Origin of the sequence: Dolomitihabitans soli (genome assembly GCF_022213955.1) — a bacterium.
Lineage (GTDB): Bacteria > Actinomycetota > Actinomycetes > Streptosporangiales > Streptosporangiaceae > Streptosporangium_A > Streptosporangium_A soli.
On record NZ_JAKNTW010000019.1, the window covers coordinates 103,905 to 129,623 of the forward strand.

The window sequence follows — 25,719 nt, forward strand, 5'->3', positions numbered from 1 at the left end:
TTCATGGCATCAAGTTTATTTTGGGACATCCTTATCGACATGTGACAATACGCCCATGCGTGAGGAAGCAAAGAGCCAGGTCCGGGCCGTGATCAACCGGGAGGCGGACCGACTGATCGCGCTCAGCCACCGGTTGCACGCCCACCCCGAACTGGGCTTCGAAGAGGTCCGCGCGGCCGGTTGGCTCGGCGAGGCGCTCGCCGCCCACGGCTTCGCCGTACAGGCCGGGGTCTGCGGGCTGCCCACGGCGTTCACGGCGACCGCGGGCAGTGGTCCGACGGTGATCGGGATCTGCGCGGAGTACGACGCGCTGCCGGGGATCGGGCACGCCTGCGGGCACAACGTGATCGCCGCCGCGGCGGTCGCCGCCGGCATCGGGCTGGCGGCGGTCGCCGCCGACCTCGGGATCACCGTGCGGGTGATCGGCACCCCGGCCGAGGAGAACGGCGGGGGCAAGGTCCTGATGATCGAGCGCGGCGCGTTCGACGGACTGACCGCGGCGATGATGGTGCACCCGGCGCCGATCGAGCGGCTCGACCCGCCGGTGCTGGCCAGGGCGCAGCTCCACGTGGAGTACGAGGGCCGGCCCGCGCACGCCTCCGCCTGTCCCGAGGACGGGGTCAACGCGGCCGACGCGCTCACCGTGGCCCAGGTGGCCATCGGCCTGCTCCGCCAGCACGTGCCCGGCGACCAGCGGATCCACGGCATCGTGACCGAGGGCGGGCAGGTGCCGAACATCGTTCCCGCGCACACCTCGGCCGACTACTACGTGCGGGCCAGGACGCTGGCGGAGCTCGACGTGCTGCACGCCCGGGTGCGCGCCTGCTTCGAGGCCGGCGCGATCGCCACCGGCGCCACGCTGTCGCTGGGGTCCGCCTCGCCCGCCTACTCGGAGTTCCGCCACGACGCGTCGATGCTCGCCCATTACCGGCGGAACGCAGCCGAGCTCGGCAGGAGCTTCCCCGAGCCGACCGCGGCCGACGATCGGATGGCCGCCTCGACCGACATGGCCAACGTCTCGCTCGTCGTGCCTTCCATCCAGCCGCTCGTCTCCATCGACTCCGGCTCCGTCGGCCAGCACCAGGCGGAGTTCGCCGAGTTCGCGGTACGGCCCGCAGCGGACCGCGCACTGCTCGACGGTGGTACGGCGATGGCGTGGACCGCCATCGATCTGGCGGCCCGGACCGGATAGGCCCGAGCTTGCATGTGAAGCTCTCACACGACTCACGGAAGCACGTTGTGCCACTAGCACAGAAGTCACTCAATCAGGATGTGACTGCTTCAGGCTGACAGCCAGGCGAAACTTCCCTGACATGCGATGATATATCCGGAAACACGGCGGCCACAGGGCCCGCGGCTGCGGACTCTGTGGCCGGGACGTGTCCTACCGAGGCCCGTCCTGGCGCCTGCCCGCGACGAGCTGATCGTCCGCAGTCGGCTCGGCCGGGTCCGTCGGGCTCGCCGGGCTCGTTCTAGGCGGGGGGACCGGCCCCGCGTGCTTGCCGGAGACGGTCGACGGGGTCTCGTCGAGCTTGCGCTCCAGCTCTCGTTTCTCCGCCTCCAGCCGTGCCGTCCGATTGTGCGTCTCGGCTCGCGAGCGGCGGCGGTCACGGCGGTGAATCAGAGTCCGCCGCATTCCTCTCATCGTCAGCATCAGACCCAGCATGAAGATCACTGCGGTGGCGACGCCGGCGAGGAACACCTCCAGCTGCGTGAGTTCGTACGTCCTGTCCATAATTGAGACGGACGTGGTCGCCGTGGCGGGCTCATCGGCGAATATGACGACGAGCGCCGCCGCTGAGGCGACCATAAGTAGCAGGCCCAACACGACCATTGACCTCACTCCTCAGCTTTCCCCGGTTCGGGTTCCCCTCGACTGCCCCGGATCCCTTGACTTATTCGTGGTTCTTCTTTTCGGGCGCAGAACCTTCTGGCGGAGTGAATGGCGAAAACAGGCACGGTGGCTTACCGTTCGATTACGATCAGTCATCGACCTCGTCCAGTCGTCCTCACTTGCACGCCGGGCGTGCACAGTCGACCCTGGAGTTGCTACGAGTGGCAGGAGAGGTCCCGATGGCACGGATGCCGAACTGGATGCATTCTGAGCCCGCTGTTCCGGTATGGCCGCCTGACCGTTACGAACTGCGCTGCACCTTTCCTCCCCCCGAATACCCGTCGATTGATCGCTACCACTTCGCGGAGTTCGCCGTGGAGGCCGCGCGCAGGCTTCGGGAGATCGGCCTCGTGCACCAGCTCCAGGTCGTACGGCTCAGCGATGGAAATGTGCTTTTCGATCTGGTGTCCGCCCACGAGACGCCGATCGACGCCTGGTGACCGACGCCTGGTGACCGACGCCTGGTGACCGACGCCTGCTGATCACGACTGGTGACCCACGACGAAAAGCCGCCCCCGTGAGCGTGTGCTCGCGGGGACGGCTGTCGTTCTGGGTGGATCAGGCCTGGCCGGCCTTCTCCAGGGCGGCGCAGCAGGTCTCGACGATCAACCGGGTGACCACGTAGGGGTCGCAGTTGGCGTTGGGGCGACGGTCCTCGATGTAGCCCTTCTTGTCCACCTCGACCTGCCACGGGATGCGGACGGAGGCTCCACGGTCGGACACGCCGTAGCTGTACTCGCTCCACGCGGCGGTCTCGTGCGACCCGGTCAGGCGGTGCTCGATCTCGGCGCCGTACCCCTTGATGTGCTCCTCGGCGCGCTCGCCGAGTGACTCGCACGCGGTGATGATGGGGTCGTAAGCCTCACGCATGGCGCGGGTGGAGAAGTTGGTGTGCGCGCCGGCGCCGTTCCAGTCGCCCTTGACCGGCTTGGGGTCGAGGGTCGCGGAGACGTCGTAGTCCTCGGCGATGCGGTAGAGCAGCCAACGGGCGATCCAGAGCTGGTCGGAGACCTCCAGCGGGCCGACCGGGCCGACCTGGAACTCCCACTGGCCCGGCATGACCTCGGCGTTGATGCCCGAGATGGCCAGACCGGCCTGCAGGCAGGCGTCGAGGTGGGTTTCCACGATCTCGCGCCCGAAGACCTCGTCGGCGCCGACACCGCAGTAGTAGAAGCCCTGCGGGGCGGGGAAGCCGCCGGCCGGGAAGCCGAACGGGCGGCCGTCCTTGAAGAAGGTGTACTCCTGCTCGATGCCGAAGATCGGCGCCTGGCCCGCGAAGCGCTCGGCCACCGGGCTGAGCTGCGACCGCATGTTGGTGGGGTGCGGCGTCATGTCCGTGTTGAGCACCTCGCACAGCACGAGGACGTCGTCGCCGCCGCGCAGCGGGTCCGGGCAGGAGAAGACCGGCTTGAGCACACAGTCCGAGGACCGGCCCTCAGCCTGGTTGGTGCTCGAACCGTCGAAGCCCCAGATCGGCAGCTTCTCGCCGTCCTGCAGGATCCGCGTCTTGCTGCGGAGCCTGGCGGTGGGCTCGGTGCCGTCGATCCAGATGTACTCGGCCTTGTAGCTCAACGTCGATCCCTTCACGTGTTCGTTCACCACGCCAAGAGTCTCAATAGGCGATTTCTTCGCCGTTGCCCGAATGTTTCCACTGTGTGAACCCTTGACCGGTGACAGTGGGCAATCCTAGAATCCACTTCTAGATATCGATTCTAACCTCATCGGTCACAGCCGGCACGTGAGGCACCCGGGGGACGAGAACGCGCGACGCAATCCCGACCGAAGGGAGAGCCGGTGGAATCCTTCATCCAGCGGCGGAAATCACTGACGGCCCTCATGATCACGATCTGTCTCGCGGCGTCCGCCTGTGGGGGCGGAGGCGCCGGAACCAGCGGACCGCAGGCGCAGGAGAACGGTCCACCTAGGCCGGGTGGCACGCTGACCGTGGCGATGCCGTCCGACGCTCCCACCCTCGATCCCCATAAATCCTCTTCTTTCAACACCCATGAGCGCCTTGGGCTGGTCTACAGCCGCCTGCTCAAGCAGGAGATAGGCCCCGACGTCCCGTACGGCAAGGCCAAAAACGTGGGGGACCTCGCCGAGAAGTGGGAGGTCGCCGAGAACGGCCTGACCTATACCTTCCACCTCAGGAAGGGAGTGCGCTGGCACGACGTCGCCCCAGTGAACGGGCGCGAGTTCGTCGCCGGCGACGTGGTCGCGACCTTCGAGCGGATCCAGAAACAGGGCTTCCAGGCCCAGATGCTCCGCAACGTGACCAGCGTCAAGGCGTCCGACGAGCACACCGTGGTGCTGAAGCTCTCCAAGCCCTTCGCGCCGCTGCTCAACTTCATGGCCAACCACCACATGTGGATCCTCCCCAAGGAGGCGGTGGACGGCACCGTCAATCTGGACCGCCAGGCCATCGGCACCGGGCCGTTCGTCCTGGAGCGCTGGGACAGAGACGTCGCCGCCGTCTACAAGAAGAACCCCACCTACTACGACACCGGCAAGCCGTACCTCGACGGGGTGGTCTTCAAGGTCGTGCCCAACCAGGGCGCCCGCGTCGCGGCCTTCCGGTCGGGGGAGAGCCAGCTGGTGAGCGCCTCGACGCCGGAGGAGGCGCTCGCGCTGAAGCAGGCGGCGCCCAACGCCACGATGCTCGACCTGCTCAGCTCCGCTCCCGTGCAGGTCTACTTCAACATGAAGCGCGAGCCGTTCGACGACCTCAAGGTCCGCAAGGCCATCAGCCTCGCCATCGACCGGGAGGGCCTCGCGAAGGCGCTCTTCGACGGTGGCAAGTATCCCGGCCCGGTCCAGGTCACCCAGGAGGAGTACGCCCTTCCCCAGGACGAGCTCAAACAGCTCCAAGGCCACGACCAGGCCAAGGCGAAACAACTGCTCGCCGAGGCCGGCCTGCCGAACGGCTTCAGCACCAACATGATCGTCACCCCCGGGTACGGCCCGCAGTACGTCCGGCTCGCCGAATGGGTGGTCGAGGACCTCGCCAAGATCGGCATCAAGGTCAAGCTCGAAGTGGTCGAGTACGCCACCTACTTCAGCAGCCGTTGGCCGGGCAAGCAGTACGACATGGGACTCGGCCTGCAGACCCCGTTCCTGGAGCCCGACGAGTTCCTCCGCGACCAGCTCCACTCCGAGGGATCGCGCAACTGGTACAACATCAGCGATCCCAAGCTCGACGACCTGCTGATCGAGCAGACGACCCTGCTCGACGAGGCCGAGCGCACGGAGAAGGTCAAGGAGATCCAGCGCTACGTCCTTGAGAACCTGGTCAACCCGATCTACGTGTGGACGGTCCCCTCCCGGGTGCTGATCAACGAGAGCGTCCGCGACTTCCACCCGCAACCCGCCTACGGCTATCCCGAGCTGGTCTCCACCTGGATGGTGAGCCGATGACGCCGCCGGTACTGGAGATCGACGGGCTGACCACGTCCTTCGAGACCCGTCAGGGCAGGGTCGAGGTCGTCAGCAACGTCTCCTTCGCCATCCCGCAGGGCGAGAGCGTCGCCGTCGTCGGCGAGTCGGGATCGGGCAAGAGCGTCACCGCGCTGTCGATCATGGGCCTGCTCGAAGGCAACGGGACCGTCTCCAAGGGCTCCATCCGGCTGCGCGGCAGGGAACTCGTCGGCCTGTCGAACAAGGAGTACCGGCTGATCCGGGGCAGGAACATCGGGATGATCTTCCAGGACCCGACCACCTGCCTCGATCCCGTCTACCCGATCGGCCACCAGATCAGCCAGGCACTCCGGATCCACAAGGACCTCAGCAAGGCCCAGGCCCGCGCCCGCACGGTCGAACTGCTGACCATGGTCGGCATCCCCGACCCGGTGTCCCGGCTGAAGAGCTACCAGCACGAACTGTCCGGCGGCCAGCGCCAGCGCGTCATGATCGCCATCGCGCTGGCCTGCGGCCCCGAACTGCTGATCGCCGACGAGCCGACGACCGCGCTCGACGTCACCGTGCAGGCCCAGATCCTCGGCCTGCTGCAGAAGGCGCAGGAGGAGACCGGCGCCGCCCTCCTGCTCATCACGCACGACCTGGCCGTGGTCGCGGAGATGGCCAAACGGGTCGTGGTGATGTACGCCGGGCAGGTCGTCGAGGAGGGTCTCGTCGACGAGGTGCTCAACCAGCCACGCCACCCCTACACGGCGGCCCTGTTGCGCAGCGTGCTCAGCCCCGACATGTCCAGGGACGAACCGCTGCACATCATCGAGGGCACGGTGCCCGGCGCGCACGACATGCCAGGCGGCTGCCGGTTCAACCCCCGCTGCGAACACGCCTTCGACACCTGCCTCACCGAGGCGCCCGGCCTGCACGACTGCGGTTCCGGCCACCGCAGCCGCTGCTGGCTGGCCCAACGCGGCGAACGGCTGGAGGTCTCCGTATGACGGCCCCGACCACCCACGAGCGGCCCGCCGTACCGGCCGCCGACTCGTCCCTCCTGGAGGTCTCCGACCTGGTCAAGCACTTCCCCGTACGGCGCGGCCTGCTCGGCCGCAGGGTGGGCGAGGTGCGGGCGGTCGACGGCGTGTCGTTCAGCGTCGGCCGCGGTGAGACGCTCGGCCTGGTGGGGGAGTCGGGCTGCGGCAAGTCCACGATCGGCCGCATGGTGCTCGGCCTGATCCGCCCGACCGGCGGCACCGTCCGCTACGCGGGCAAGGATGTGCTCGGCCTGCGCGGCGGTGACCTGAAGGAACACCGCAGACGGCTGCAGATCGTCTTCCAGGACCCGTTCAGCTCGCTCGATCCCCGGATGAAGGTCGGCCGGATCATCGCCGAGGGCCTCGACATCCACAAGATCGGCACCAAGGAGAGCCGCCGCGACTGGGTGGTGGACCTGCTGCGCCAGGTCGGCCTGGCACCGCGTGACGCGGGCCGGTTCCCGCACCAGTTCTCCGGCGGGCAGCGCCAGCGGATCAGCATCGCGCGGGCGCTCGCCACCAACCCCGACTTCCTGGTCTGCGACGAGCCGGTCTCCGCCCTCGACGTCTCCATCCAGGCGCAGATCATCAACCTGCTGCGCGACCTGCAACGGCAGCGCGGCCTCGGCTACCTGTTCGTCTCGCACGACCTCAACCTGGTGCGTTACATCGCCGACCGGATCTGCGTGATGTATCTCGGCGAGATCGTGGAGGTGGCCACCGCCGAGGAGCTCTTCACCGCGCCCCGCCACCCCTACACCAAGGCGCTGCTCTCCTCCGCGCCCCAACTCCGCGCCGACCGCTCGGTCCGCGAACGGATCCAGCTGACCGGCGAGGTGCCCAGCGCCGCGAAACCGCCCAGCGGGTGCCGATTCCACCCCCGCTGTCCCCAGGCCGTCCCGGAGAGCGCGAAGGTGCGGCCCCGCCTCACCCAGATCTCCCCCAGCCACGCGGTGGCGGCCTGCCCGTGCTTCACGTGAAACGAGGTACGACCTGATGCTCCAAGTGATCGTCAGGAGGCTCGTCTACGGCTTCCTCATCCTCAACATCATGACGGTCTTCCTCTTTCTCGTGATCCGGCTGATCCCGGGCGATCCGGTCCGGGTGCAGCTCGCCGACGCGGCCGTCTCGCAGGAGCGGATCGACGAGCTGACCGCCCAGCTCGGGCTGGACAAGCCGCTGTGGGAACAACTCGGCTCGTGGTACGCCGGCGCCGTCCGGGGCGACTTCGGGATGTCGTTCTCCACCGGCCGCCCGGTCGGGTCGGTGATCGCCGAACGGCTCACCCTCACCATCGAGCTCACCATCCTCGCGGTGGTCGTCGCGGTGCTGCTCGGCATCTTCGTCGGCGTGATCTCCGCCGTGCGGCGCAACAGCCTGCTCGACAACGTCCTGCGGGTCGGCGCGGTCATCGGCCTGTCGGTGCCCAACTTCTGGCTCGGCCTCCTCATGATCACGTTCACCTCGACCGTGCTCCAGTGGGTGCCGCCGCTGTCCTACCGGGGACTGCTGGAGGACCCCGTGCAGAACCTCACCCAGATGCTGCTGCCCGCCGTCGCGCTGGGCGTCGCCCTCGCGGCCAGCGTCGCCAGGCTGTCCCGCTCCTCGATGCTGGAGGTGCTCGGCTCCGACTTCATCCGCACCCACCGCGCCAAAGGCGTCTCCGAGCGGGCCGTCATGTTCCGGCACGGCCTGCGCAACTCGCTGATCCCCGTGCTGACGCTCATCGGCATCCAGATCGGCGGCCTGCTCGGCGGCACCGTGATCCTGGAGCAGATCTTCGCCCTGCCCGGCCTGGGACGAACCGTCTTCGAAGCGGTCAACAACCGCGACTACCCGCTGCTACAGGTGTGCGTGCTGCTCTACGGAGCGATCTTCATCCTGGTCAACCTGGCGGTCGACGTCAGCTACGGCTGGGTCAACCCGCGGATGCGCAAAGCCGACTGAGGAGACCCGATGACCGACCAAGCCGTAGTGGCCTCCCGCCTCCCCACCGACACCCGCCCACCTGCGTTGGCCGGTCCCCTTCCCACTGACGCGGGCCGCGCCGAGGAGATGCGATGACCGACCAAGCCGCGGTGATCGACCGTATCCCCGCCGACACCGGCTGGAGCGAGCTGCGCCGCTTCTTCAAGACCCAGACCGTCGGCGCGGTCTCGCTGACGGTGATCCTGCTCTTCATCCTGGTCGCCGTCGCCGCCCCGCTGATCGCGCCGTACGACCCCATCTCGCAGGACCGCGCGTCCTTCCTGACCGGGCCCGGCGGCGCGCACCTCCTCGGCACCGACGACCTCGGCCGCGACATGCTCAGCCGGATCATGCACGGCGCCCAGATCTCCCTGTACGTCGGCACCCTGACCGTCGTGCTCTCCCTGGTCATCGGTTCCATCATCGGCGTCGGCGCCGGTTACATCGGCGGCGCCGTGGACGCCACCCTGCAGGGGATCATCGACGCCGTCATGTCGATCCCGCCGCTGATCCTCGCCCTCTTCGTGGCCTCCCTGCTCGGCCCGAGCATCACCAACGTCATCTTCGCGCTCTCCGTCCTCACCGTCCCGCGCTTCGCCCGGATGGCCCGCGGCGAGATGCAACGCATCAAGAGCGAGGACTTCGTGAACGCCTCCGTCGCGCTGGGGGCCGGCCGAATCCGCGTGATGGTACGGCACGGTCTGCCCAACATGCTGCCCTCGCTCATCGTGATTTCCAGCCTCGGTTACGGCCAGGTCATCGTCGCCGAGGCCGCCCTCAGCTTCCTCGGCATCGGCACCCCGCCCCCCGAGCCCTCCTGGGGCCTGATGCTCAGCCAGGGCACCACCTACTTCCAGACCGCCCCCTGGCTGGTGGTCTTTCCCGGCATCGCGATCAGCCTCGCCGTACTCGCCTTCAACCTCTTCGGCGACGCCCTCCGCGACTTCCTCGACCCCAAACTCGTCCGCTGAATCGGGTGGGGCAGGTGACCGGATGACCGGATGGCCAGGTGAACGGATGACCGGAAAGTAGGTAATGGTCTGGGCTATTCGTGGGGGATCGTCCTAGGGTGTGGTTGTCTACACGAGTCGGAATAGTTGACCGCTCCTGTCGTCTCGATGCGGAACAACCCCCACCGCAGTGAAGGAGACCCTGTGGCCGCCCCTCCTACCGACCGTTCCCCGATCGGCGTCCCCCGGAGTCGTGTACGCCAGTTGATGGCGGCCAGCGCCGGCAACGTCGTTGAATGGTTCGACTGGTACGCCTACGTCTTCCTGACGACGTACTTCTCCGCGCAGATCTTTCCCAAGACCGGCGATCCGCTGATCCCGGTGCTGAGCGCGTTCGCGGTGTTCGCCGTCGGGTTCTTCATGCGCCCGCTCGGCGGCCTGCTCGTCGGCGCCTTCGCCGACCGGTTCGGGCGCAAGACGGCGATGACGTTCACGATCACGTTGATGGGCGCCGGTTCGCTGCTGCTCGCGATCACGCCGACGTACGCGGCGGCGGGGGTGCTCGCGCCGATCATTCTGGTCCTCGCCAGGCTGATCCAGGGCCTGTCGGTGGGCGGCGAGTTCGCGGCGGCGACCACGTTCCTGGTCGAGTCGGCGCCGCCCGGCCGTCGCGGCCTGTTCTCCAGTTTCCAGTACGTGAGCACCACGATCGGGCAGTTGCTCGCCTCCGGACTGGCCGCGGTGTTGGCCGGCAGCCTGCCCGAGGCCGACATGAACTCCTGGGGCTGGCGCGTGCCGTTCCTGGTCGGGGCCGTGCTCAGCCTGGTGGGCCTGTGGATCCGCCGGGGGGCCGACGAGACCACCACGCTGGCCTCGGAGATCGAGCGGGGCACGGCCGAGAAGCCGAAGCTGTTCGAGTTCCTGGTCCGTTACCCGTCGAAGGCCGCCCTGATCGTCGGCATCACGATGGCGGGCACCGTCGCCTACTACACCTGGACCACCTACCTGCCGACCTACGCGCAGCAGAGCGTGGGGTTCGACGTCGGTGACGCGCTCACCGTGAGCACCATCTCGCTGGTGTTCTTCATGGTGCTGCAACCCCTGCTCGGCATGCTGTCCGACCGAATCGGCCGCAAGCCCATGCTGATCACCTTCGGCCTGGGGTTCACCCTGCTGCCCGTGCCGCTGCTCAACACCCTCGACAACACCTTCGCCAGCCTGCTGTTCATCCAGTGCCTCGGGATGGTCTTCCTGGGCGGCTTCACGTCGATCTCCGCCGCGGTCAACTCCGAACTGTTCCCCACCCGGGTGCGCGCGGCGGGCGCCGGCCTCCCCTACTCGCTGACCGTCGCCGTCTTCGGCGGCACCGCGCCCCTGATCGGCACCGCGCTCAAGGACGCGGACAACTCCGCCCTGTTCCCGTGGTACGTGTCCGCACTCGCGCTGATCTCGACCCTCGTCTACGTCTTCGCCCTGAAGGAGACGAAGGACCAGCCGCTCAGGTGACGTTGTTTCGCAGGGGTACGGACACGCGCCGCCGTACCCCTGCGAGTCTCTGGTCAGCCCACGCGTTCAAGGGGCCTGACGGGGGTTTCGAACTGCAGGTGGGCCAGCAGGCGCTCGTCCTCCTCCGGGGTCTGGTCGACGCGGGCCATCGCGATCCGCAGGATGGGCGGCGCGATCACCGAGGTCACGACGGCGACCAGGATGATGATCGTGAAGACCTCGGTGCTGATGACGCCGAGGCGCAGGCCGACCATGGCGACGATGACCTCGACGACGCCGCGGGCGTTCATGCCGGCGCCCAGTGCCAGGCCCTCCCACTTGGTGAGGCGGCTGGCGCGCGCGCCCAGGTAGGCGCCGACGAACTTGCCGGCGATGGCGATGGCGAGGATGAGCAGGGCGAAGCCCAGGACGTCAGGTCGGGCGAGGGCGGTGAGGTCCATCCGGAGGCCCGCGGTGGCGAAGAAGATCGGCGCGAGGACGGCCAGGACCACGGTGCGCAGCGGGGCCAGCCGGGCCGGGTCCGGCTTGCCGTACTCGCTGATGAGGATGCCCATGACGAAGGCGCCGAAGATGGCTTCCAGCCCGAGGGCGTGGGTGCCCGCGGAGGCGAGCAGCAGCAGGACGACCGTGGTGGTGATGGTGGGGCCGGCCTCCGACGAGCGGGCGGCGAGCTGGTACGCCTTGCGGACGAGCGGACGGCCGATGACGAAGGCGAAGACGAGCACGCCGACGAGGTAGGCCAGGGACAGGGCGATGGTGCCCGTTTGCAGGCCGGTGGTCGCCATCGCGGACACGATCGAGAGCATCAGCCAGCCGAAGGCGTCGTCGACCATGCCCGCGGTGAGGGTGAGCTGGCCGATGTTGCGGTGCATGAGGTTCATGTCGATGAGGGTCTTGGCGATCACCGGGATCGCGCTGACGCACATGGCGACCCCGAGGAAGATCGCGAAGACCGTCTGGTCCCCGCCGCCGATGAACGCGTGCGGGAGCAGCAGGCCGGTGCCGACGCCGAGTCCAAGGGGGATGATCAGGCCGAATGCGCTGACCTTCGCGGCGGCCGAGCCCTGCCTGCGGATCAGTTTCAGGTCCAGATGCGCGCCGGTGATGCCGACCAGCAGCAACACCCCGAGCTGCCCCACCGCGTCCAGCATGTGGAACTGTGCGACCTCGTGCGGGATCAGCCACCCGGCCAGTCCGGGCGCCGCCTGGAAGAAGAGCGACGGACCGATGATGACGCCGGCGCACAACTCGCCGACCACCGCCGGCATCTTCAGTCGTACGGCGAGGCGACCGAGCACCAGCGCCAGGAACAGCAGCAGTCCGAGTTGCAGGATCAGCAATAGCAGCGGATGCGCACCGATTGGGGGAACGGGAGCCATGAGGCTGACCTCCACGCGGAGAGAGGGGGTTTATGCCGGCTCTCTCGACAGTGACACCAGACGGCCACTTCGTCACCGAGGAGATACCCGAAGTCATTGCCCGTGATGCTCAGCGGGAACACACGTCCCTTTGTCCGCTTGGAGGGTCCCTACCCGCTGGGAACAGAGCGCTCTCGTCCCGCACGGCCCGCCGTACGGCGCAGCGATGTCGTGCGAGCCGGCGGCCATGCGCCACGGCCGCCAGAGACGGGGAGGGCCGGGCACGCGGTATGCGTGACCGGCCCGCGGGGGCCCCGCGATGGGCCGGGGTCACCGCGTGGACAGGGCCTCCGTGGGGGAGAGACGGGAGGCCCGGATCGCCGGGTAGAGTCCGGCAACGGCGCCGATGGCCAGGGTCGCCAGGAGGCCGCCGATCGTGGCCCAGGCGGGGATCACGGCCGGATAGCCGAGGGAGAACGCGTACGCCGTGGTCACCCCGGTGCCGAGCAGGATCCCCCCGATCCCGCCCAGGGCGGAGAGCAGCAGCGACTCGGCGAGGAACTGGGTGCGGATCTGCCCGCGGGTCGCGCCGAGCGATCGGCGCAGGCCGATCTCCGGGCGTCGTTCCAGCACCGAGATGACCATGGTGTTGGCCACCCCGACGCCGCCGACGAGCAGCGCGACCCCGCCGACGCCCAGCAGCAGACCGGCGAACGCCTGGCTGGTGGCCTGCTTGGCGGCGAGCGCGTCCGAGGGCCGGGAGACGTCCACCTCGTTGGCCGCCTCCGGATTGGCCGTGCCGGCCAGCACCGAGCGGACGGCCTCCAGCTGTGCCTCGTCGGAGCGGGTGTAGAGGGTGGTCGGGTACCCGTCGAAGTCCAGCCTCGCCTCGGCGGCGGGCCAGCCGACCATCGCCGCGCTGTCCAGCTCGACCGCGAGCGGCACCGGGTCGAGGATGCCGACGACGGTGAACCGGATGCCGCCGACGACCACCTGGGAGTCCGGTCCCGCCGTGCTCACCCCGAGCCGCTGGGCCGCGCCCGCCCCGAGCACCACGGCCGGGAAGTTCTGGGTGGCCTCGTTGAGCCAGGTGCCGCTGCGCAGCGTCGCGCCCACGGTCGGAAGCAGATCGGGACGGGCGGCATAGGTGAAGATCCCGCTGGTCTGCGCCTTGGGGATGTTCTCGGACCGGTAGACCTTGGCCGCCTCGATCTGCCCGACCGCGGAGACCGCCTCCACCGGGTCGATGCGTTCGATCATCGCCTCGGCCTCCACCGGCATCTTGGCCGGTTCGCCCAGCAGCGTCTGGCCGGAGGTGACGGTGAGCAGGTTGGTGCCCAGCGACGAGAGCTGGCGGTCGAGCTCGGCCCCCGACGACGACGAGATGCCCACCACGCTGATCATCGCCGCGATGCCGATGGCGATGCCGAGCGCGGACAGGAACGCCCGCAACGGCCGGGTGCGCAGACCCACCGCGCCGACCCGCAGCACATCGTCCGGCCGCATTCTGGCCGGGACCAGTCTCGGCCGGTCGAGCGTGTCGATCGCGGCCATCACGCCACCCCGAACTCGGCGTTCCGCCGTGTCGCGACCTCCGTGACGTCCGTGACGGAGTCCGACACGATTCGGCCGTCGCGCATCCGCACCTGCCGGGGCAGGCCGGCGGCGATCTCGCGGTCGTGCGTGATGATCACGATGGTGGTGCCCGAGGTGTTCAGGTCACGCAGCAACTCCATGACTCCCGCCCCCGAGACGGAGTCCAGGGCGCCGGTCGGCTCGTCGGCGAGCAGCAGCGGGGGATCGCCGGCCACGGCCCTGGCGATGGCGACGCGCTGCCGCTCACCGCCGGACAGTTCGTGCGGATCGTGGTCGAGGCGGTGCCCCAGCCCGACCCGCTCCAGCGCGACCGCCGCCCGGCGACGCCGTTCGCCCCGGCTGAGGCCGGAGTAGAGGAGGCCCTCGGCCACGTTGTCCAGCGCCGGCACCTTGGCGGCGAGGTGGAAACTCTGGAAGATGAAGCCGATCCGGGTCCCCCGCAGCGCCGACAGCCGGCTGTCCGACAGCTCCGACACGTCGTACCCGTCGATCCGGACGCTTCCGGAGGAGGGACGGTCGAGGGTGCCGATGATGTTGAGCATCGTGGACTTGCCCGACCCCGACGGGCCGACGATGGCGGTGAGCTCGCCGCGTTCGATCCTCAGTGACACCGAGGCCAGCGCCTTGACCCCGCCCGGGTAGGACTTGGTCACGTCCGACAGTTCGATCACGGGGGGCGTCACTTCGGCATCCCCACGGTCATGCCCTCGGAGACGCCGTCGCCGGAGATCTCGACCCGGCCGCCGGAGAAGAGACCCGTCTCCACTCCGACATAGCGGGTCTTGGCATTCTCGACGACCTCGACGCCGAACCCGCCCTCGCTGAGCGCCACCAGGGCGGCGATCGGCACGGTGAGCACGTCCTTGCGCCGGTCAGCCGTGAAGGTCACCTCCACCGCCGCCTGGTCCAGGCCCTTGGCCGCCTTCTGGCTGTTCAGGGAGACCTGCACCTCCAGCATCGTCTCCGCGCCCTCGTTGCCCTCCCCGGGCACGATGACGGTGGCGACGTCGGTGACCTTGCCGCCCACGTCCTCGCCGTCGGGCAGGGTGACCGAGACCTTGGCGCCCTTCTTCGCCATCCGCTGGTCGCCGGGGTCCAACTGGACGGTGACCACCTTGTTGGTGCCGGTGTGGGTGAGCACCTTCTGACCGGGGGCGGTGGGCTGGCCGACCTCGGCCTCCAGGCTGTCCACCCGGACCCGGCCGTCGGCGAAGACCACCCGGCCCAGCTCGACGACGCCGGTCTCCGCCAGGCCCCGGTCCTCCTGCCACTCCATGACCGCCGCGGCCGTGGCGTAGGTGTACTCGTCGTCCACCGTGAAACCGTCGTAACCCAGCTTGCTCAGGTTGCGTTCCAGGATCTCGACATCCCGGCCCTCGACGCCGTCCTTCAGGTCGCGGTAGGCGGGCGTCGTGCCGTACATCAGCACCACCGGATCGTTGTCGACCTTGTAGAGCGGCTTGCCGCGGGAGACCGTGGCGCCGCTGTCCGGAAGCCAGGTGATCGTGCCCGGCTTCCTGCTGTTCGCGGTGGAGGCCGTGCCGTACCCGAGTTCGCCGTCGGAGTCCCGCGTGTCGTTGAGCGTCTGCCTGGTCACCTGGGCGGTGGCGGGGGGCAGGGCGCTGACCGCCGTGTCCGCCGAGGTGCCGCCGCCCAGAAGGCCCATGCTGTTCACGACTGCGGCGGCCACACCGACGACGGCGACCGCTACGAGCAGCCCGGCGACCTTCTTACCGCGACCACGGCGGCGGCGCGAGCGGGCGGAACCTCCGTCCGGTTCCGCGTTGTCGTCAAGGGTGGCCGCGCCCATCAAGAACCTCCCTGATCCGGCATCTGGCACTTCTTCTGCGCCGCGGCGAAGTCAGGGTCCTCGTTGATCGGCCCCTTCATGAGCAGGGCGCCGTCGGCGTTGGGGTCGGGGAACTCCTCGACGCCGTTGTCACGCATGCACTGCGCGAGGGCGCGCATCTTCTCGCCCCGCTGGCTCTTGTCCCCGGTCGTTCCCAGGCCCATCGGTGAGAACTGCTTGCACGCCTGCTGGGCTTTGTTCATGGTCTCTTCGCTGATGCCCTTGTCCAGCTTCAGGGTGACCGGCTTGCCGGGCTCCGGGTCGGCCATGTCGACGCCGTTCTCGCGCATGCACTGGGCGAACTTGAGTCCCATTTCCTGCGGGTTCTGGCTCGGCGCGGCGCTGGCGGCGGTCTTCGCGCCGCTGCCGTCGGCGGCGGACGGCACCTGGGCGGCAGTCCCCTCGCCCGCGCCGCAGCCTGTCAAGGTCAGCGTCAGTGCCAGCGGAAGCGCCGCCACCGCGCTGAGGAATCGTCCTCGCATGAAACATCTCCTCGTCCTGTGGCCGGTCGTCCGGCCATTCCAGAGGTGATGCAACACGGCGGTCCGTTTCCGCAGCGTTTCCATCTCGCATTTACGCCGAACACATCCGGCATGCGTCACGATCAGCCCATAAATGATGAAGGGGTACGAGGACACGATGCGGGTGCTGGTAGTTGAGGACGAGCGAATGCTCGCCGGCGCGATAGCCGAGTGGTTGCGCGACGATTCGCACGCGGTCGACACCGTGCACGACGGTGCGGCGGCGCTGGAGCGGATCTCGGTCAACGACTACGACGTGGTCGTCCTTGATCGCGACCTGCCGCTCGTGCACGGCGACGACGTCTGCAAGGAACTGGTCGAGTCGGAGTCGACCGCGCGGGTGCTGATGCTCACCGCGGCCGCGGAGATCGGCGACCGGGTGACCGGGCTGTCCCTGGGCGCCGACGACTACCTCGCCAAGCCGTTCGCCTTCGCCGAACTCGCCGCCCGCGTCATCGCGCTGGGGCGGCGGTCGCGGCCCGCCGTGCCGCCGGTGTTGCGGCGGGCCGGGATCACCCTCGATCCCGCGCGCCGGGAGGTGTTCAGGAACGGCCGGTTCGTGCCGTTGTCGAAGAAGGAGTTCGCCGTCCTCAGCGAACTGCTGCGCGCCGACGGGGCCGTCGTCTCCGCCGAGCGGCTGCTGGAGAAGGCATGGGACGAGCACACCGACCCGTTCACCGGCGCGGTACGTCTCGCCATCCTCAAACTGCGCCGCAAACTGGCCGAGCCGCCGGTCGTCGAGACGGTGCCCGGAACGGGATACCGAATCGCATGAGCCGCGGAAGGACGCGGTTCACCCTGCGGGCGCGGCTCACCTGTGTGTACGGCGCGCTGTTCCTCGTCGCCGGCCTGACCCTGCTCGGTGTCACCTATCTGTTGTTCACCCAGCAGATCTCGAACACCTTCGCCAGCAGATACGGAGGAGGGGACGGCAAGGAGAAACGACTGATCGTCGCCCAGAAGGGTTACGTGCTCACCGGCGCGGATGCGGCCCAGTGGGTGGAGAATCAGGAGGCGGAGCTGCGCGACGCGGCGGTCACCTCGATGGTGACCCAGGGCGGGGTCGCGCTGGCCATGGTCGGCGGGGTGGCGACGGGGTGCGGCTGGTGGGTCGCGGGCCGGGTGCTCGCCCCGCTCCGTCAGGTCACCGAGACGGCGCGGCGGATCTCCGCCGCGCCGAACGCCGACCGCGGCCTGCACGAGCGGATCGCCCTCAAAGGCCCGGACGACGAGGTGAAGGAACTCGCCGACACCTTCGACACCATGGTGGAACGGCTCGACCACTCCTTCGACGGGCAACGCCGGTTCGTCGCCAACGCCTCGCACGAACTGCGCACCCCGCTGACCATCAACCGGGCGCTGGTCGAGCTGGCCATGCACCGCAAGTCGGCGCCGCCCGAGATCAAGGAGCTCGGCGAGAGCCTGCTGGAGGTCAACACCCGGCACGAGCGGCTCATCTCGGGGCTGCTGCTGCTGGCCCGCTCCGAGCACCAGGTCACCGACCCGTCCCCGGTGGATCTCGCCGACGTGGTGTCCCACGTGGTGGCACGGGCCGAAGCCGAGGCGGAACAGGCGAAGATCACCCTGCATGAGATGCCCGGCCCGGCGCTCACCAGCGGGGACGCGTTGCTCCTCGAACGGCTGGTGCACAACCTGGTCGAGAACGGGATCCGGCACAACGTCGGGGACGGCGGCGGCTGGGTGCGGGTCGCCAGCCGTACCACCCGTGACGGGCACGTCGAGGTCGAGGTCGGCAACACCGGGCCCGTCGTGGCGCCGTACGACATTCCGGCGTTGTTCAAGCCCTTTCAACGTCTCGGCCCCGACCGGCTGGTCACGGCGAGGAGCGCGGGGCTCGGGCTGTCCATCGTCCGGTCGGTGGCCCAGGCGCACGGCGGCGACGTCACGGCCCGCCCGAACGAGGGCGGCGGCCTCATCGTCACGGCCCGCCTCCCCGCGGCGAAGATCTGACCCGCGCCTTTCCGCGGTGAACCGGTGATCGGCCTCGGGTGACCACGCGGGTCTGATGGTTGCGGGAGTTGATGATCGAGCCGCGCGTGGTTACTATGTCGGTTGACATACTTACTTTGAATGGAGCGTCGGAGAGATGGGCGAGTACTTCGTGACAGGCGGGTCCGGGTTCGTCGGCGGGCGGTTGGTCGAGCGACTGGTCGCCGACGGGCATACGGTGCGTGCGCTGGCCCGCAGCGCCGCCGCGGCGGACAAGGTCGGCGGGCTCGGCGCGATCGCGGTGCGGGGGGACATCACGGATGTGACCGCCCTGCGCGCGGCCGCGTCGGGCAGCGAGATCGCCTTCCACGCCGCGGCACGCACGTCCCGCGGCGGCAGCCGGGAGGAGTTCTGGGCCGACAACGTCGAGGGGACCGCGAACGTGCTTCGCGCGGTCCGCGAGGCCGGCGTGCGCAGGCTGGTCCACGTCGGCACCGAGGCCGCGCTGATGAACGGCCTGCCGCTGGTCGGCATCGACGAGACGGCTCCCTTACGGCCCGGCTCGCGTGCCCATTACGCGGCTTCCAAAGCCGCGGCCGAGGAACTCGTGCTCGCCGCTGCCGACGACACCCTGGAGACGGTCGTGCTCCGCCCCCGCTTCGTCTGGGGCCGAGGGGACGCCACGGTTCTCCCCGAACTCGTGGCCGCGGTGCGGGGAGGCCGGTTCGCCTGGATCGGCGGCGGGCGTCACCTGACCGACACCACCCATGTCGACAACGCCGTCGAAGGGCTGGTGCTGGCCGCCGGGAAGGGCCGCTCCGGCGAGGCGTACTTCGTCACGGACGGCCCTCCGGTCGTCTTCCGCGACTTCATCACCGAACTGCTGTCCACCCAGAAGGTGCCGGCGCCCGGGCGTTCGCTGCCCACCGGCCTGGCCGGCGCGCTCACCGGCGCGGGCGAGGCTCTCTGGCGCGGTCTGCGCCTCAGCGGAGCCCCGCCGCTCGACTACATGACATTCTGGCTGTCCAGCCAGGAGTGCACGATCGACACCACCAAGGCACGCCTGGAGTTGGGCTACACGCCGGTGCGGAGCCGCGACGCCGGGCTCGCCGGACTCCGAGGCTGAGAAGAGGGAGGCCGCAGTGCCCAGAGCACGCTCGCAGTCGCGCCAGCAGATCATCGACAGCGCCCGGACGCTGATGTGCCGCCAGGGATACCAGGCGACCGGCCTCGCCGAGATCATCCAGACCAGTGGCGCGCCCAAGGGATCGGTGTACTTCCTGTTCCCCGGGGGGAAGGAGCAGATCGCCACCGAGGCCATCGCCGCGTCGACCACCGAGTTCAACGCCATGATCGAGGCCGCCTTCGAGGCCGCCGGGAGCCTGTCCGAGTGGGTCCACCTCATGGTGGGGCACTTCGCGAGATCCCTTGAGACCTCCGGCTATACCGAAGGGTGCCCGATCACCACGGTCACCCTCGACTCGGCACCCGGCTCTCCGGCGCTGACCAGGGCGTGCCGCGAGGCTTACGACACCTGGCTCGCCTCGCTGGCTCGCGGGCTCGCGGGGCACGGATTCCCCGAGGCGCGGGCGCGCAGCCTCGCGTTGTTCCTGCTGACCAGCCTGGAGGGCGCCCTGGCCCTCTGTCGTGCCTACCAGTCCACCCATCCGCTGACCGAGATGGCGCCGTACGCGTTGACCGTGCTGGGCCACCGGGAGTCACCGGCCGCCGAGGTGACGTGACGGATTTCCTGCCCGGACCGGGCGGTTGATCACCAGGGTGGCGTGCTGCGGGATCATCGCAACCGGCCCACAAATAGGGATATATCCCGCTAAAGTGCATGAGTTGATCCCCGGCCGTGTCAGGAGTCACATCCCTCATGCCGCACGTCGAACCCCTGCGTGAAGATGATCCCGCAGTGGTGGGGGCCTACCGGATCGTCGGCCGTCTGGGAGCGGGCGGCCAGGGCGTCGTCTACCTCGGCCAGGCGCCCGACGGCAGGCTCGTGGCCGTCAAGGTCCTGCGCGACGCCATCGCCCGCGACGACCGCTTCGCCAAGGAGATCGCGGCGGCGCGCCGGGTCGAGCCGTTCTGCATCGCCCAGGTGCTGGACGCGTCGCTGAGCGGCCGGCCGTACATCGTCAGTGAGTACGTCGAGGGGCCCTCCCTGCAGCAGGCGGGCCGGCACGCCGGGGCGGACCTGCAGCGGCTGGCCGTCAGCACCGCCACCGCGCTGGCCGCCATCCACCAGGCGGGCATCGTGCACCGGGACCTCAAGCCCGCCAACGTGCTGCTCGGCCGGGACGGGCCGCGGGTCATCGACTTCGGCATCGCCCGCGCCACCGACGCCTCGGCCACCGTCACCAGCACCGTCATGGGCACCCCGGCCTACATGGCCCCCGAACAGCTCGCGGGCGCCGACGTCGGGCCCCCGGCGGACGTCTTCGCCTGGGCGTCCGTCATCGTGTTCGCCGCCACCGGCACACCGCCGTTCGGCGAGGACACCCTGCCCGCGATCATCAACCGCATCCTGCACCAGGAACCCCGGCTGGGGGACCTGCCGCAGCCGCTGCGCTCGATCGTGCACGCCTGCCTGGACAAGGACCCGCGCAACCGCCCGGCCATGCGCGACGTCCTCCTGCGACTCCTCGGCGGACCGGTGCCGGGCCCGCCGCCGGTCCCGGCCCCGAGACGTACGGCAGGCCGCTTCCCGCTGGTCGCCGGCGTTGCCGGAGCGCTCGCCGCGTCCCTGGTGGCGGTCGTCGCCGTCGTCGTGTGGAACGCCGACTCGCCCATCGGGACCGGCGCCCAGAAGCTCGCCGCCGTCACCGGTGCGATGGCGACCCCCTCGACGACCCTCTCGGCGACCATGTTCAAGCACAGAACGCCCAAGCCGCGAAAGACGCGGACACCCCTGGCGAAGCGCCCGACCGTCCGGCCGACCTTCACGTCCCGCCCCACCAGGGAGCGCGCGACCACCCGGCCCCCCGCCACGCCCACGCCCACCGCCACCAGAAAGCGCCCGGCAACCCGGCCGAGCCCCACCCCCACTCCCACCCCCACCAAGAGCACGAGCAGGCCCAAGTCGAGCGCCTCGTTCACCCTTGCCTACGTGCGGGCTCAGGGCAGCTCCAAAATCAACGACGAGGGCATCACCTGCTACCGGGGAACGATGAACTTCGGCGTCGGGCTGGACGCGTCACAGCCGGGGGCGGCGTTCTCCTACCAGTGGATCTACAACGGGAAGGTCCTGGAGAGCGGCTCGTCGCGGTTGCCGGCCGGCAGCCGCAGCGACTACGTGACCTCGAAGGACGTGTTCCAGCCGCCGGACGGGACGCACACGGTCACCTACCGGATCACCTCGCCGGGCTCCAGGTCCAAGTCCTTCACCTTCACCATGTGCCCCACGGCGCCGTGACGGCGCACCGCCCACGACGGAGGCCCGCGCCGTACGGGCCCGGTTCGTGGTCCGCGCCGCCCGCCGCCGGAGGGCCGTCCGAGGTCTCGCCGGCCCGCGCCGTCTGAGCCGCCGCCTCAGTACACGTCGCGTACGTAGCGCTTGCTCGTCGCCAGGTGTTTGACGTAGGCGGCGGCCTGTTCGTCGTCGAGGCCGCCGTGGGTGACGGCGACGTCGTGCAGGGCCTGGTCGACGTCCTTCGCCATCCGGCTGGCGTCGCCGCAGACGTAGAGCTGGGCGCCGTCCTGGAGCCAGGACCAGAGCTGGACGCCGTGCTCCCGGATGCGGTCCTGGACGTAGACCTTGGCGCGCTGGTCGCGGGAGAAGGCGAGGTCGAGGCGGGTGAGCAGGCCGTCACGGTGCAGCGCGCCGAGTTCTTCCCGGTAGTAGTGGTCGGTGGCGTGCCGCTGCTCGCCGAAGAAGAGCCAGTTGCGGCCGTGGTGGCCCAGGGCCCGGCGCTCGTCCAGGAAACCGAGGAAGGGCGCGACGCCGGTGCCGGGGCCGATCATCACCATCGGGACGGCCGGGTCGGCCGGCGGGCGGAAGTGTGTGGTGCGCTGCACGAAGACGGGCACGGTGGACTGCTCGGGACTGTCGGCCAGGAAGGTCGAGCACACGCCGTGCCGTACGGCGCCGCGTGGGTTGTCGAAGCGGACGACCGAGACCGTCAGCCGTATCTCGTCGGGGTCGACCAGGTGGCTGGAGGAGATGGAGTACAGGCGCGGCTGCAGGCGTTTGAGGACGCCGGCCCACTCCTGGGCCGTGGCGCGGACCGGGAGTTCGCCGATGACGTCGACGGCCTGCCGGCCCCAGGTCCACTTGGCCAGCTCGCCCTTGTTCCCCGGCCGCAGATACCTGGTGAGGTCACGGTCGCGGGTGCGGTCGGCGACGAACCTGAGCAGGTCGGACGTGATCTTGGTGATCTCCAGGTGGCGGTGCAGGGCCGTGCCGAAGGGGACCGGGCCGAGCCCGGAGATCTCGACGGTGTCCTCGGCGTCCAGTCCGGTCACGGCCAGCCATTCGGCGACCAGGCCGACGCTGTTGACCGGTGGCACGCCGAGCGCGTCACCGGCCTGGTAGGCCAGTTCGCCGCCGGTGTCGAAGGTGAACTGCCGGACCTCCTTGGCCGAACCGGGCAGGCTGAGCAGCCGGTTGCCGGTCAGCGTCACGGTACTGGGCGTGCGCCTGCCGGATCTCGCCGGGCTGGAGAATATCGGCGTGGGGCGGGCGGGCCCGGTGAGCGTGGTGAGCATCTGCTCCAGCCAGCCGAGGGCCCTCGGCTGGTCGTCGGGCTCGCAGTCCACTCGGGGCGCGAGGCGCACGGCGCCGAGCTCCGCCAGGCGCTGGTCGAGCCGGCGGCCGTGGCCGCAGAAGTCGTCGTAGCTGGAATCGCCGAAGGCGAGTACGGCATAGCGGGTGCCGTTGAGCCGCGGCGCGCCGGGTTCGGTGAGCGCCTCCCAGAATCCGGTGCCGTTGTCGGGGGCCTCGCCGTCGCCGAAGGTGCTGGAGATCACGAGCAGGTCCGCGTCGCGGGGGATGGCGGCCGGAGCGCAGTCGGCCATGCTGACGAGCCGTGGGGCATGGCCGATGCCGGTCAGCCGGTGCGCGCTGGTCGCGGCGAACTCCTCGGCGTTACCGGTCTGGGAGGCCCACAGGATGACGATGTCGCGCGTCGGGCTCGCCGGTTCGCCGCCTCCCGGCTGTGCGGGCGGCGCGAGGACGCGGGAGAACATGCCGGCCAGCGTCCCGTTGACCCACAGGGCGTGCGCCGGATCGATGGGGGCGTGGTCCGGCAGGACCGGCACGGTCGTGCCGGCGGACAGCGTGCCGCCGAGCCCGGCCAGGAATCCGGCCAGGTAACGGCGCTCATGGTCGGCGAGCACGGGTGGCGTCAGGTCGGCCACCCCGAGCAGACCGGCCAGCGCGGCGATTCGATCGGGCGCGGCGGTCGCCTGGGCGGCCGGGATGGGCTCCGGGATGGGCTCCGGGACCGCGACGGGCGGTTCCGAGGCGACCTTGGTGAGGGAGACCGCGCACACCTTGAACTCGGGCTGGAAGGAGAGCGGGTCCACGGCGTCGCTGGTGACGGCGTTGACGCTGAGATACTCGCCGAACAGGTCGTTCCAGTGGAACGGCGCGAAACAGTTGCCCGGCATGACCCGATCCGTCACGCGCGCGGGCAGTACGGCCCTGCCGCGCCGGGAGGCGATCGCCACCAGATCGCCCTCGCCGATCTCGTGCCCGGCGGCGTCCAGCGGGTTGATCTCGACGAAGGGGCCCGGGTTGAGCTTGTTGAGCTTGGCGATCTTGCCGGTCTTGGTCAGGGTGTGCCACTGGTGCTGGAGCCGGCCGGTGTTGAGGACGAACGGGTAGGCGTCGTCGGGCGACTCGGCGGGGGGCAGGTGCGGCCGGGGGAAGAAGACGGCCCGGCCGTTCGCGGTGGCGAAGGCGAGCCGCGGGCTGCTGCCGTCGGGCCGTACGAGCAGGGTCTGGCTGCGGCCGTCGTTGAGGTAACGGACGGGGTTGCGATCATCGCCGTCCGGCGGGGCGGGCCACTGGACGGGGGTCTCGCGTAGCCGTTCATAGGTCACGCCCCGCAGGTCGTAGCCGGTCCCGGGGTTCCAGGCACGCTTGATCTCCTCGAACACCTCCTGCGCGCTGGTGTAGGAGAAGGCGTGTTCGAAGCCCATCTCGCAGGCGACCCGGGCGATGATCTGCCAGTCGGGCAGCGCCTGCCCGGGCGGTTCCACGACCTGCTGGAGCAGGGTGAGGTTCCGCTCGGAGTTGATCATCACGCCCTCGGTCTCGGCCCACATGGCGGCGGGCAGGACCACGTCGGCGTAGGCGTTGGTCTCGGTCGCGGCGAAGACGTCCTGGGTGATGACGAACTCGGCGGCCTCCAGGCCGGCGATGACGGTCCTGCGGTTGGCGACGCTGGCGACCGGGTTGGTGCAGATGATCCAGCATGCCTTGATCCGGCCCTCGGCCATCCGCGAGAACATCTCGATCGTCCCCTGCCCGACGTCGGTGCGCAGGGTGCCCGGGGGCAGGTTCCACAGGTCCTCGGTGAAACGGCGGTCCTCCGCCACCAGGACCGAGCGCTGGCCGGGCAGGCCGGGCCCCATGTAGCCCATCTCGCGCCCGCCCATGGCGTTGGGCTGGCCGGTCAGTGAGAACGGGCCGCTGCCCGTACGGCAGATCGCGCCGGTGGCCAGGTGCAGGTTGCACAGCGCGTTGGTGTTCCAGGTGCCGTGCGTGCTCTGGTTGAGCCCCATCGTCCAGCAGCTCATCCACTCCCTGGCCGCGCCGATCCACGTCGCGGCCAGGCGCAGGTCGTCTTCGGGGATGCCGGTGATGGCGGCGACCGTCTCGGGCGGATAGTCCCGCAGGAACTCCGGCATCGCCGCCCAGCCGTCGGTGTGCTGTTCGATGAACTCCCGGTCGATGTCGCCGTTCACGACCAGCAGGTGCAGCAGCCCGTTGAGCAGGGCCAGGTCGGTGCCCGGACGGATCTGCAGGAACAGGTCGGCCTTGTCGGCGGTGGCGGTACGGCGCGGGTCGACCACGATGAGCCTGGCGCCGGCCTTGACCCGGTCCATCAGCCGAAGGAACAGGATCGGGTGGCAGTCGGCCATGTTCGCGCCACTCACGAAGAAGAGATCGGCGTGGTCGAAGTCCTGGTAGGAGCCGGGCGGCCCGTCGGAGCCCAGGGACAGTTTGTAGCCGCTGCCCGCACTGGCCATGCACAGCCGCGAGTTGGACTCGATCTGGTTGGTGCCGACAAAACCCTTGGCGAGCTTGTTGGCCAGGTACTGCGCTTCGAGGGTCATCTGGCCCGACACGTAGAAGGACAGCGCGTCGGGCCCGTGCTCGTCCAGGATCCGGCGCAGCCGGCGGGCCGTCTCGGTGATCGCCGCGTCCACGTTCGCCGGAGCGGGCTCGGCGCCCCGGTCCGGCCGCAGCAGCGCACCTTCCAGCCGGCCAGGGGCGGTGAACAGGTCGGCGCTGGTGGCTCCCTTGGTGCACAGGCGTCCGGCGTTGGCGGGGTGCTCCTTGTCGCCGGATGCCTTCACGACCCGGCCCCGCGCGTCCACGTTCAGGACGATCCCGCAGCCGACACCGCAGTAGGAGCAGGCCGTCTTCACCGTCGTCATACGTCCCAATCCGCTGAGCAGGGGCCTATGACGCCGTCCACCGAGCAGCGGAGGTGCCACAGCCACACCGGGTGGAT

Annotated in this window: 21 protein-coding genes; 13 read left to right on the plus strand and 8 right to left on the minus strand. The window is 69.6% G+C overall.

The annotated features are described in order from the left end of the window. The first annotated feature begins 55 nt into the window (after positions 1 to 55). On the plus strand, positions 56 to 1,192 hold the full coding sequence (locus tag MBA17_RS30730) for a M20 family metallopeptidase (RefSeq protein ID WP_238500238.1): 1,137 nt from the start codon (positions 56 to 58) through the stop codon (positions 1,190 to 1,192). 192 nt (positions 1,193 to 1,384) lie between these two features. Here the strand turns inward: MBA17_RS30730 and MBA17_RS30735 are convergent, their stop codons facing one another. Beyond that, the gene (locus MBA17_RS30735; protein ID WP_238500239.1) at positions 1,385 to 1,834 is read right to left on the minus strand and encodes a hypothetical protein; all 450 of its coding nucleotides are present in this window, start codon (positions 1,832 to 1,834) and stop codon (positions 1,385 to 1,387) included. 239 nt (positions 1,835 to 2,073) lie between these two features. On the opposite strand from MBA17_RS30735, the gene MBA17_RS30740 reads away from it, so the two are divergent. Continuing rightward, positions 2,074 to 2,334 carry a hypothetical protein gene (locus tag MBA17_RS30740; RefSeq protein ID WP_238500240.1) on the plus strand — a complete coding sequence of 87 codons (261 nt, stop codon included), beginning with the start codon at positions 2,074 to 2,076 and terminating at the stop codon, positions 2,332 to 2,334. Positions 2,335 to 2,452: 118 nt separating this feature from the next. Here the strand turns inward: MBA17_RS30740 and glnII are convergent, their stop codons facing one another. After that, positions 2,453 to 3,493 (minus strand): glutamine synthetase, encoded by a 1,041-nt coding sequence (gene glnII / locus MBA17_RS30745; RefSeq protein ID WP_238500241.1) that lies wholly within the window; start codon positions 3,491 to 3,493, stop codon positions 2,453 to 2,455. A gap of 195 nt (positions 3,494 to 3,688) precedes the next feature. Between glnII and MBA17_RS30750 the strand changes: the two genes are divergently transcribed. The 6 genes from MBA17_RS30750 (at position 3,689) to MBA17_RS30775 (ending at position 10,757) form a co-directional block, all read left to right on the plus strand. Continuing rightward, the gene (locus MBA17_RS30750) at positions 3,689 to 5,308 is read left to right on the plus strand and encodes an ABC transporter substrate-binding protein (protein WP_238500242.1); all 1,620 of its coding nucleotides are present in this window, start codon (positions 3,689 to 3,691) and stop codon (positions 5,306 to 5,308) included. Continuing rightward, positions 5,305 to 6,300 carry an ABC transporter ATP-binding protein gene (locus tag MBA17_RS30755; protein WP_238500243.1) on the plus strand — a complete coding sequence of 332 codons (996 nt, stop codon included), beginning with the start codon at positions 5,305 to 5,307 and terminating at the stop codon, positions 6,298 to 6,300. The genes MBA17_RS30750 and MBA17_RS30755 overlap by 4 nt, the downstream gene beginning before the upstream one ends. Continuing rightward, complete coding sequence (locus MBA17_RS30760; RefSeq protein ID WP_238500244.1) at positions 6,297 to 7,313, plus strand: ABC transporter ATP-binding protein; 1,017 nt, start codon at positions 6,297 to 6,299, stop codon at positions 7,311 to 7,313. The genes MBA17_RS30755 and MBA17_RS30760 overlap by 4 nt, the downstream gene beginning before the upstream one ends. 16 nt (positions 7,314 to 7,329) lie before the next feature. Then, complete coding sequence (locus MBA17_RS30765) at positions 7,330 to 8,280, plus strand: ABC transporter permease (protein ID WP_238500245.1); 951 nt, start codon at positions 7,330 to 7,332, stop codon at positions 8,278 to 8,280. 113 nt (positions 8,281 to 8,393) lie between these two features. Continuing rightward, entirely contained in the window at positions 8,394 to 9,272 is an 879-nt protein-coding gene (locus tag MBA17_RS30770) for an ABC transporter permease (protein ID WP_238500246.1), read from the plus strand. A gap of 183 nt (positions 9,273 to 9,455) precedes the next feature. After that, positions 9,456 to 10,757 (plus strand): MFS transporter, encoded by a 1,302-nt coding sequence (locus MBA17_RS30775; protein ID WP_238500247.1) that lies wholly within the window; start codon positions 9,456 to 9,458, stop codon positions 10,755 to 10,757. A gap of 53 nt (positions 10,758 to 10,810) precedes the next feature. Here MBA17_RS30775 and MBA17_RS30780 read toward each other — a convergent pair whose 3' ends face one another. From MBA17_RS30780 to MBA17_RS30800, 5 genes are all read right to left on the minus strand, one after another. Beyond that, positions 10,811 to 12,136 (minus strand): cation:proton antiporter, encoded by a 1,326-nt coding sequence (locus tag MBA17_RS30780; protein ID WP_238500248.1) that lies wholly within the window; start codon positions 12,134 to 12,136, stop codon positions 10,811 to 10,813. A gap of 309 nt (positions 12,137 to 12,445) precedes the next feature. Further along, entirely contained in the window at positions 12,446 to 13,669 is a 1,224-nt protein-coding gene (locus MBA17_RS30785) for an ABC transporter permease (protein ID WP_238500249.1), read from the minus strand. Then, positions 13,669 to 14,394 carry an ABC transporter ATP-binding protein gene (locus MBA17_RS30790; RefSeq protein WP_455432890.1) on the minus strand — a complete coding sequence of 242 codons (726 nt, stop codon included), beginning with the start codon at positions 14,392 to 14,394 and terminating at the stop codon, positions 13,669 to 13,671. Before MBA17_RS30790 ends, MBA17_RS30785 begins: the two co-directional genes overlap by 1 nt. Beyond that, entirely contained in the window at positions 14,391 to 15,521 is a 1,131-nt protein-coding gene (locus MBA17_RS30795; protein ID WP_238500250.1) for a peptidoglycan-binding protein, read from the minus strand. The genes MBA17_RS30790 and MBA17_RS30795 overlap by 4 nt, the downstream gene beginning before the upstream one ends. Next, the gene (locus MBA17_RS30800; RefSeq protein ID WP_238500251.1) at positions 15,521 to 16,042 is read right to left on the minus strand and encodes a hypothetical protein; all 522 of its coding nucleotides are present in this window, start codon (positions 16,040 to 16,042) and stop codon (positions 15,521 to 15,523) included. The genes MBA17_RS30795 and MBA17_RS30800 overlap by 1 nt, the downstream gene beginning before the upstream one ends. Positions 16,043 to 16,199: 157 nt before the next feature. On the opposite strand from MBA17_RS30800, the gene MBA17_RS30805 reads away from it, so the two are divergent. From MBA17_RS30805 to MBA17_RS30825, 5 genes are all read left to right on the plus strand, one after another. After that, on the plus strand, positions 16,200 to 16,856 hold the full coding sequence (locus MBA17_RS30805; protein WP_238500412.1) for a response regulator transcription factor: 657 nt from the start codon (positions 16,200 to 16,202) through the stop codon (positions 16,854 to 16,856). Further along, positions 16,853 to 18,052 (plus strand): sensor histidine kinase, encoded by a 1,200-nt coding sequence (locus MBA17_RS30810; RefSeq protein WP_238500252.1) that lies wholly within the window; start codon positions 16,853 to 16,855, stop codon positions 18,050 to 18,052. Before MBA17_RS30805 ends, MBA17_RS30810 begins: the two co-directional genes overlap by 4 nt. A gap of 136 nt (positions 18,053 to 18,188) precedes the next feature. Beyond that, the gene (locus tag MBA17_RS30815) at positions 18,189 to 19,157 is read left to right on the plus strand and encodes an NAD-dependent epimerase/dehydratase family protein (RefSeq protein ID WP_238500253.1); all 969 of its coding nucleotides are present in this window, start codon (positions 18,189 to 18,191) and stop codon (positions 19,155 to 19,157) included. A gap of 16 nt (positions 19,158 to 19,173) precedes the next feature. After that, on the plus strand, positions 19,174 to 19,773 hold the full coding sequence (locus tag MBA17_RS30820) for a TetR/AcrR family transcriptional regulator (RefSeq protein WP_238500254.1): 600 nt from the start codon (positions 19,174 to 19,176) through the stop codon (positions 19,771 to 19,773). Between the two features lie 137 nt (positions 19,774 to 19,910). Further along, positions 19,911 to 21,449, plus strand: coding sequence for a serine/threonine-protein kinase (locus MBA17_RS30825; protein WP_238500255.1), 1,539 nt, complete (start codon positions 19,911 to 19,913; stop codon positions 21,447 to 21,449). Positions 21,450 to 21,565: 116 nt separating this feature from the next. Here the strand turns inward: MBA17_RS30825 and MBA17_RS30830 are convergent, their stop codons facing one another. Beyond that, on the minus strand, positions 21,566 to 25,642 hold the full coding sequence (locus MBA17_RS30830) for a bifunctional nitrate reductase/sulfite reductase flavoprotein subunit alpha (RefSeq protein WP_238500256.1): 4,077 nt from the start codon (positions 25,640 to 25,642) through the stop codon (positions 21,566 to 21,568). Between the last annotated feature and the right edge of the window lie 77 nt (positions 25,643 to 25,719).

Coding starts and splice junctions, on each gene's coding strand:
- MBA17_RS30830 (WP_238500256.1), bottom strand. CDS start 25,642: ATGACGACGGTGAAGACGGCCTGCTCCTACTGCGGTGTCGGCTGCGGG.
- MBA17_RS30770 (WP_238500246.1), top strand. CDS start 8,394: ATGACCGACCAAGCCGCGGTGATCGACCGTATCCCCGCCGACACCGGC.
- MBA17_RS30765 (WP_238500245.1), top strand. CDS start 7,330: ATGCTCCAAGTGATCGTCAGGAGGCTCGTCTACGGCTTCCTCATCCTC.
- MBA17_RS30780 (WP_238500248.1), bottom strand. CDS start 12,136: ATGGCTCCCGTTCCCCCAATCGGTGCGCATCCGCTGCTATTGCTGATC.
- MBA17_RS30815 (WP_238500253.1), top strand. CDS start 18,189: ATGGGCGAGTACTTCGTGACAGGCGGGTCCGGGTTCGTCGGCGGGCGG.
- MBA17_RS30755 (WP_238500243.1), top strand. CDS start 5,305: ATGACGCCGCCGGTACTGGAGATCGACGGGCTGACCACGTCCTTCGAG.
- MBA17_RS30810 (WP_238500252.1), top strand. CDS start 16,853: ATGAGCCGCGGAAGGACGCGGTTCACCCTGCGGGCGCGGCTCACCTGT.
- MBA17_RS30735 (WP_238500239.1), bottom strand. CDS start 1,834: ATGGTCGTGTTGGGCCTGCTACTTATGGTCGCCTCAGCGGCGGCGCTC.
- MBA17_RS30730 (WP_238500238.1), top strand. CDS start 56: ATGCGTGAGGAAGCAAAGAGCCAGGTCCGGGCCGTGATCAACCGGGAG.
- MBA17_RS30760 (WP_238500244.1), top strand. CDS start 6,297: ATGACGGCCCCGACCACCCACGAGCGGCCCGCCGTACCGGCCGCCGAC.
- MBA17_RS30825 (WP_238500255.1), top strand. CDS start 19,911: ATGCCGCACGTCGAACCCCTGCGTGAAGATGATCCCGCAGTGGTGGGG.
- MBA17_RS30740 (WP_238500240.1), top strand. CDS start 2,074: ATGGCACGGATGCCGAACTGGATGCATTCTGAGCCCGCTGTTCCGGTA.
- MBA17_RS30785 (WP_238500249.1), bottom strand. CDS start 13,669: ATGGCCGCGATCGACACGCTCGACCGGCCGAGACTGGTCCCGGCCAGA.
- MBA17_RS30795 (WP_238500250.1), bottom strand. CDS start 15,521: ATGGGCGCGGCCACCCTTGACGACAACGCGGAACCGGACGGAGGTTCC.
- MBA17_RS30805 (WP_238500412.1), top strand. CDS start 16,200: ATGCGGGTGCTGGTAGTTGAGGACGAGCGAATGCTCGCCGGCGCGATA.
- MBA17_RS30800 (WP_238500251.1), bottom strand. CDS start 16,042: ATGCGAGGACGATTCCTCAGCGCGGTGGCGGCGCTTCCGCTGGCACTG.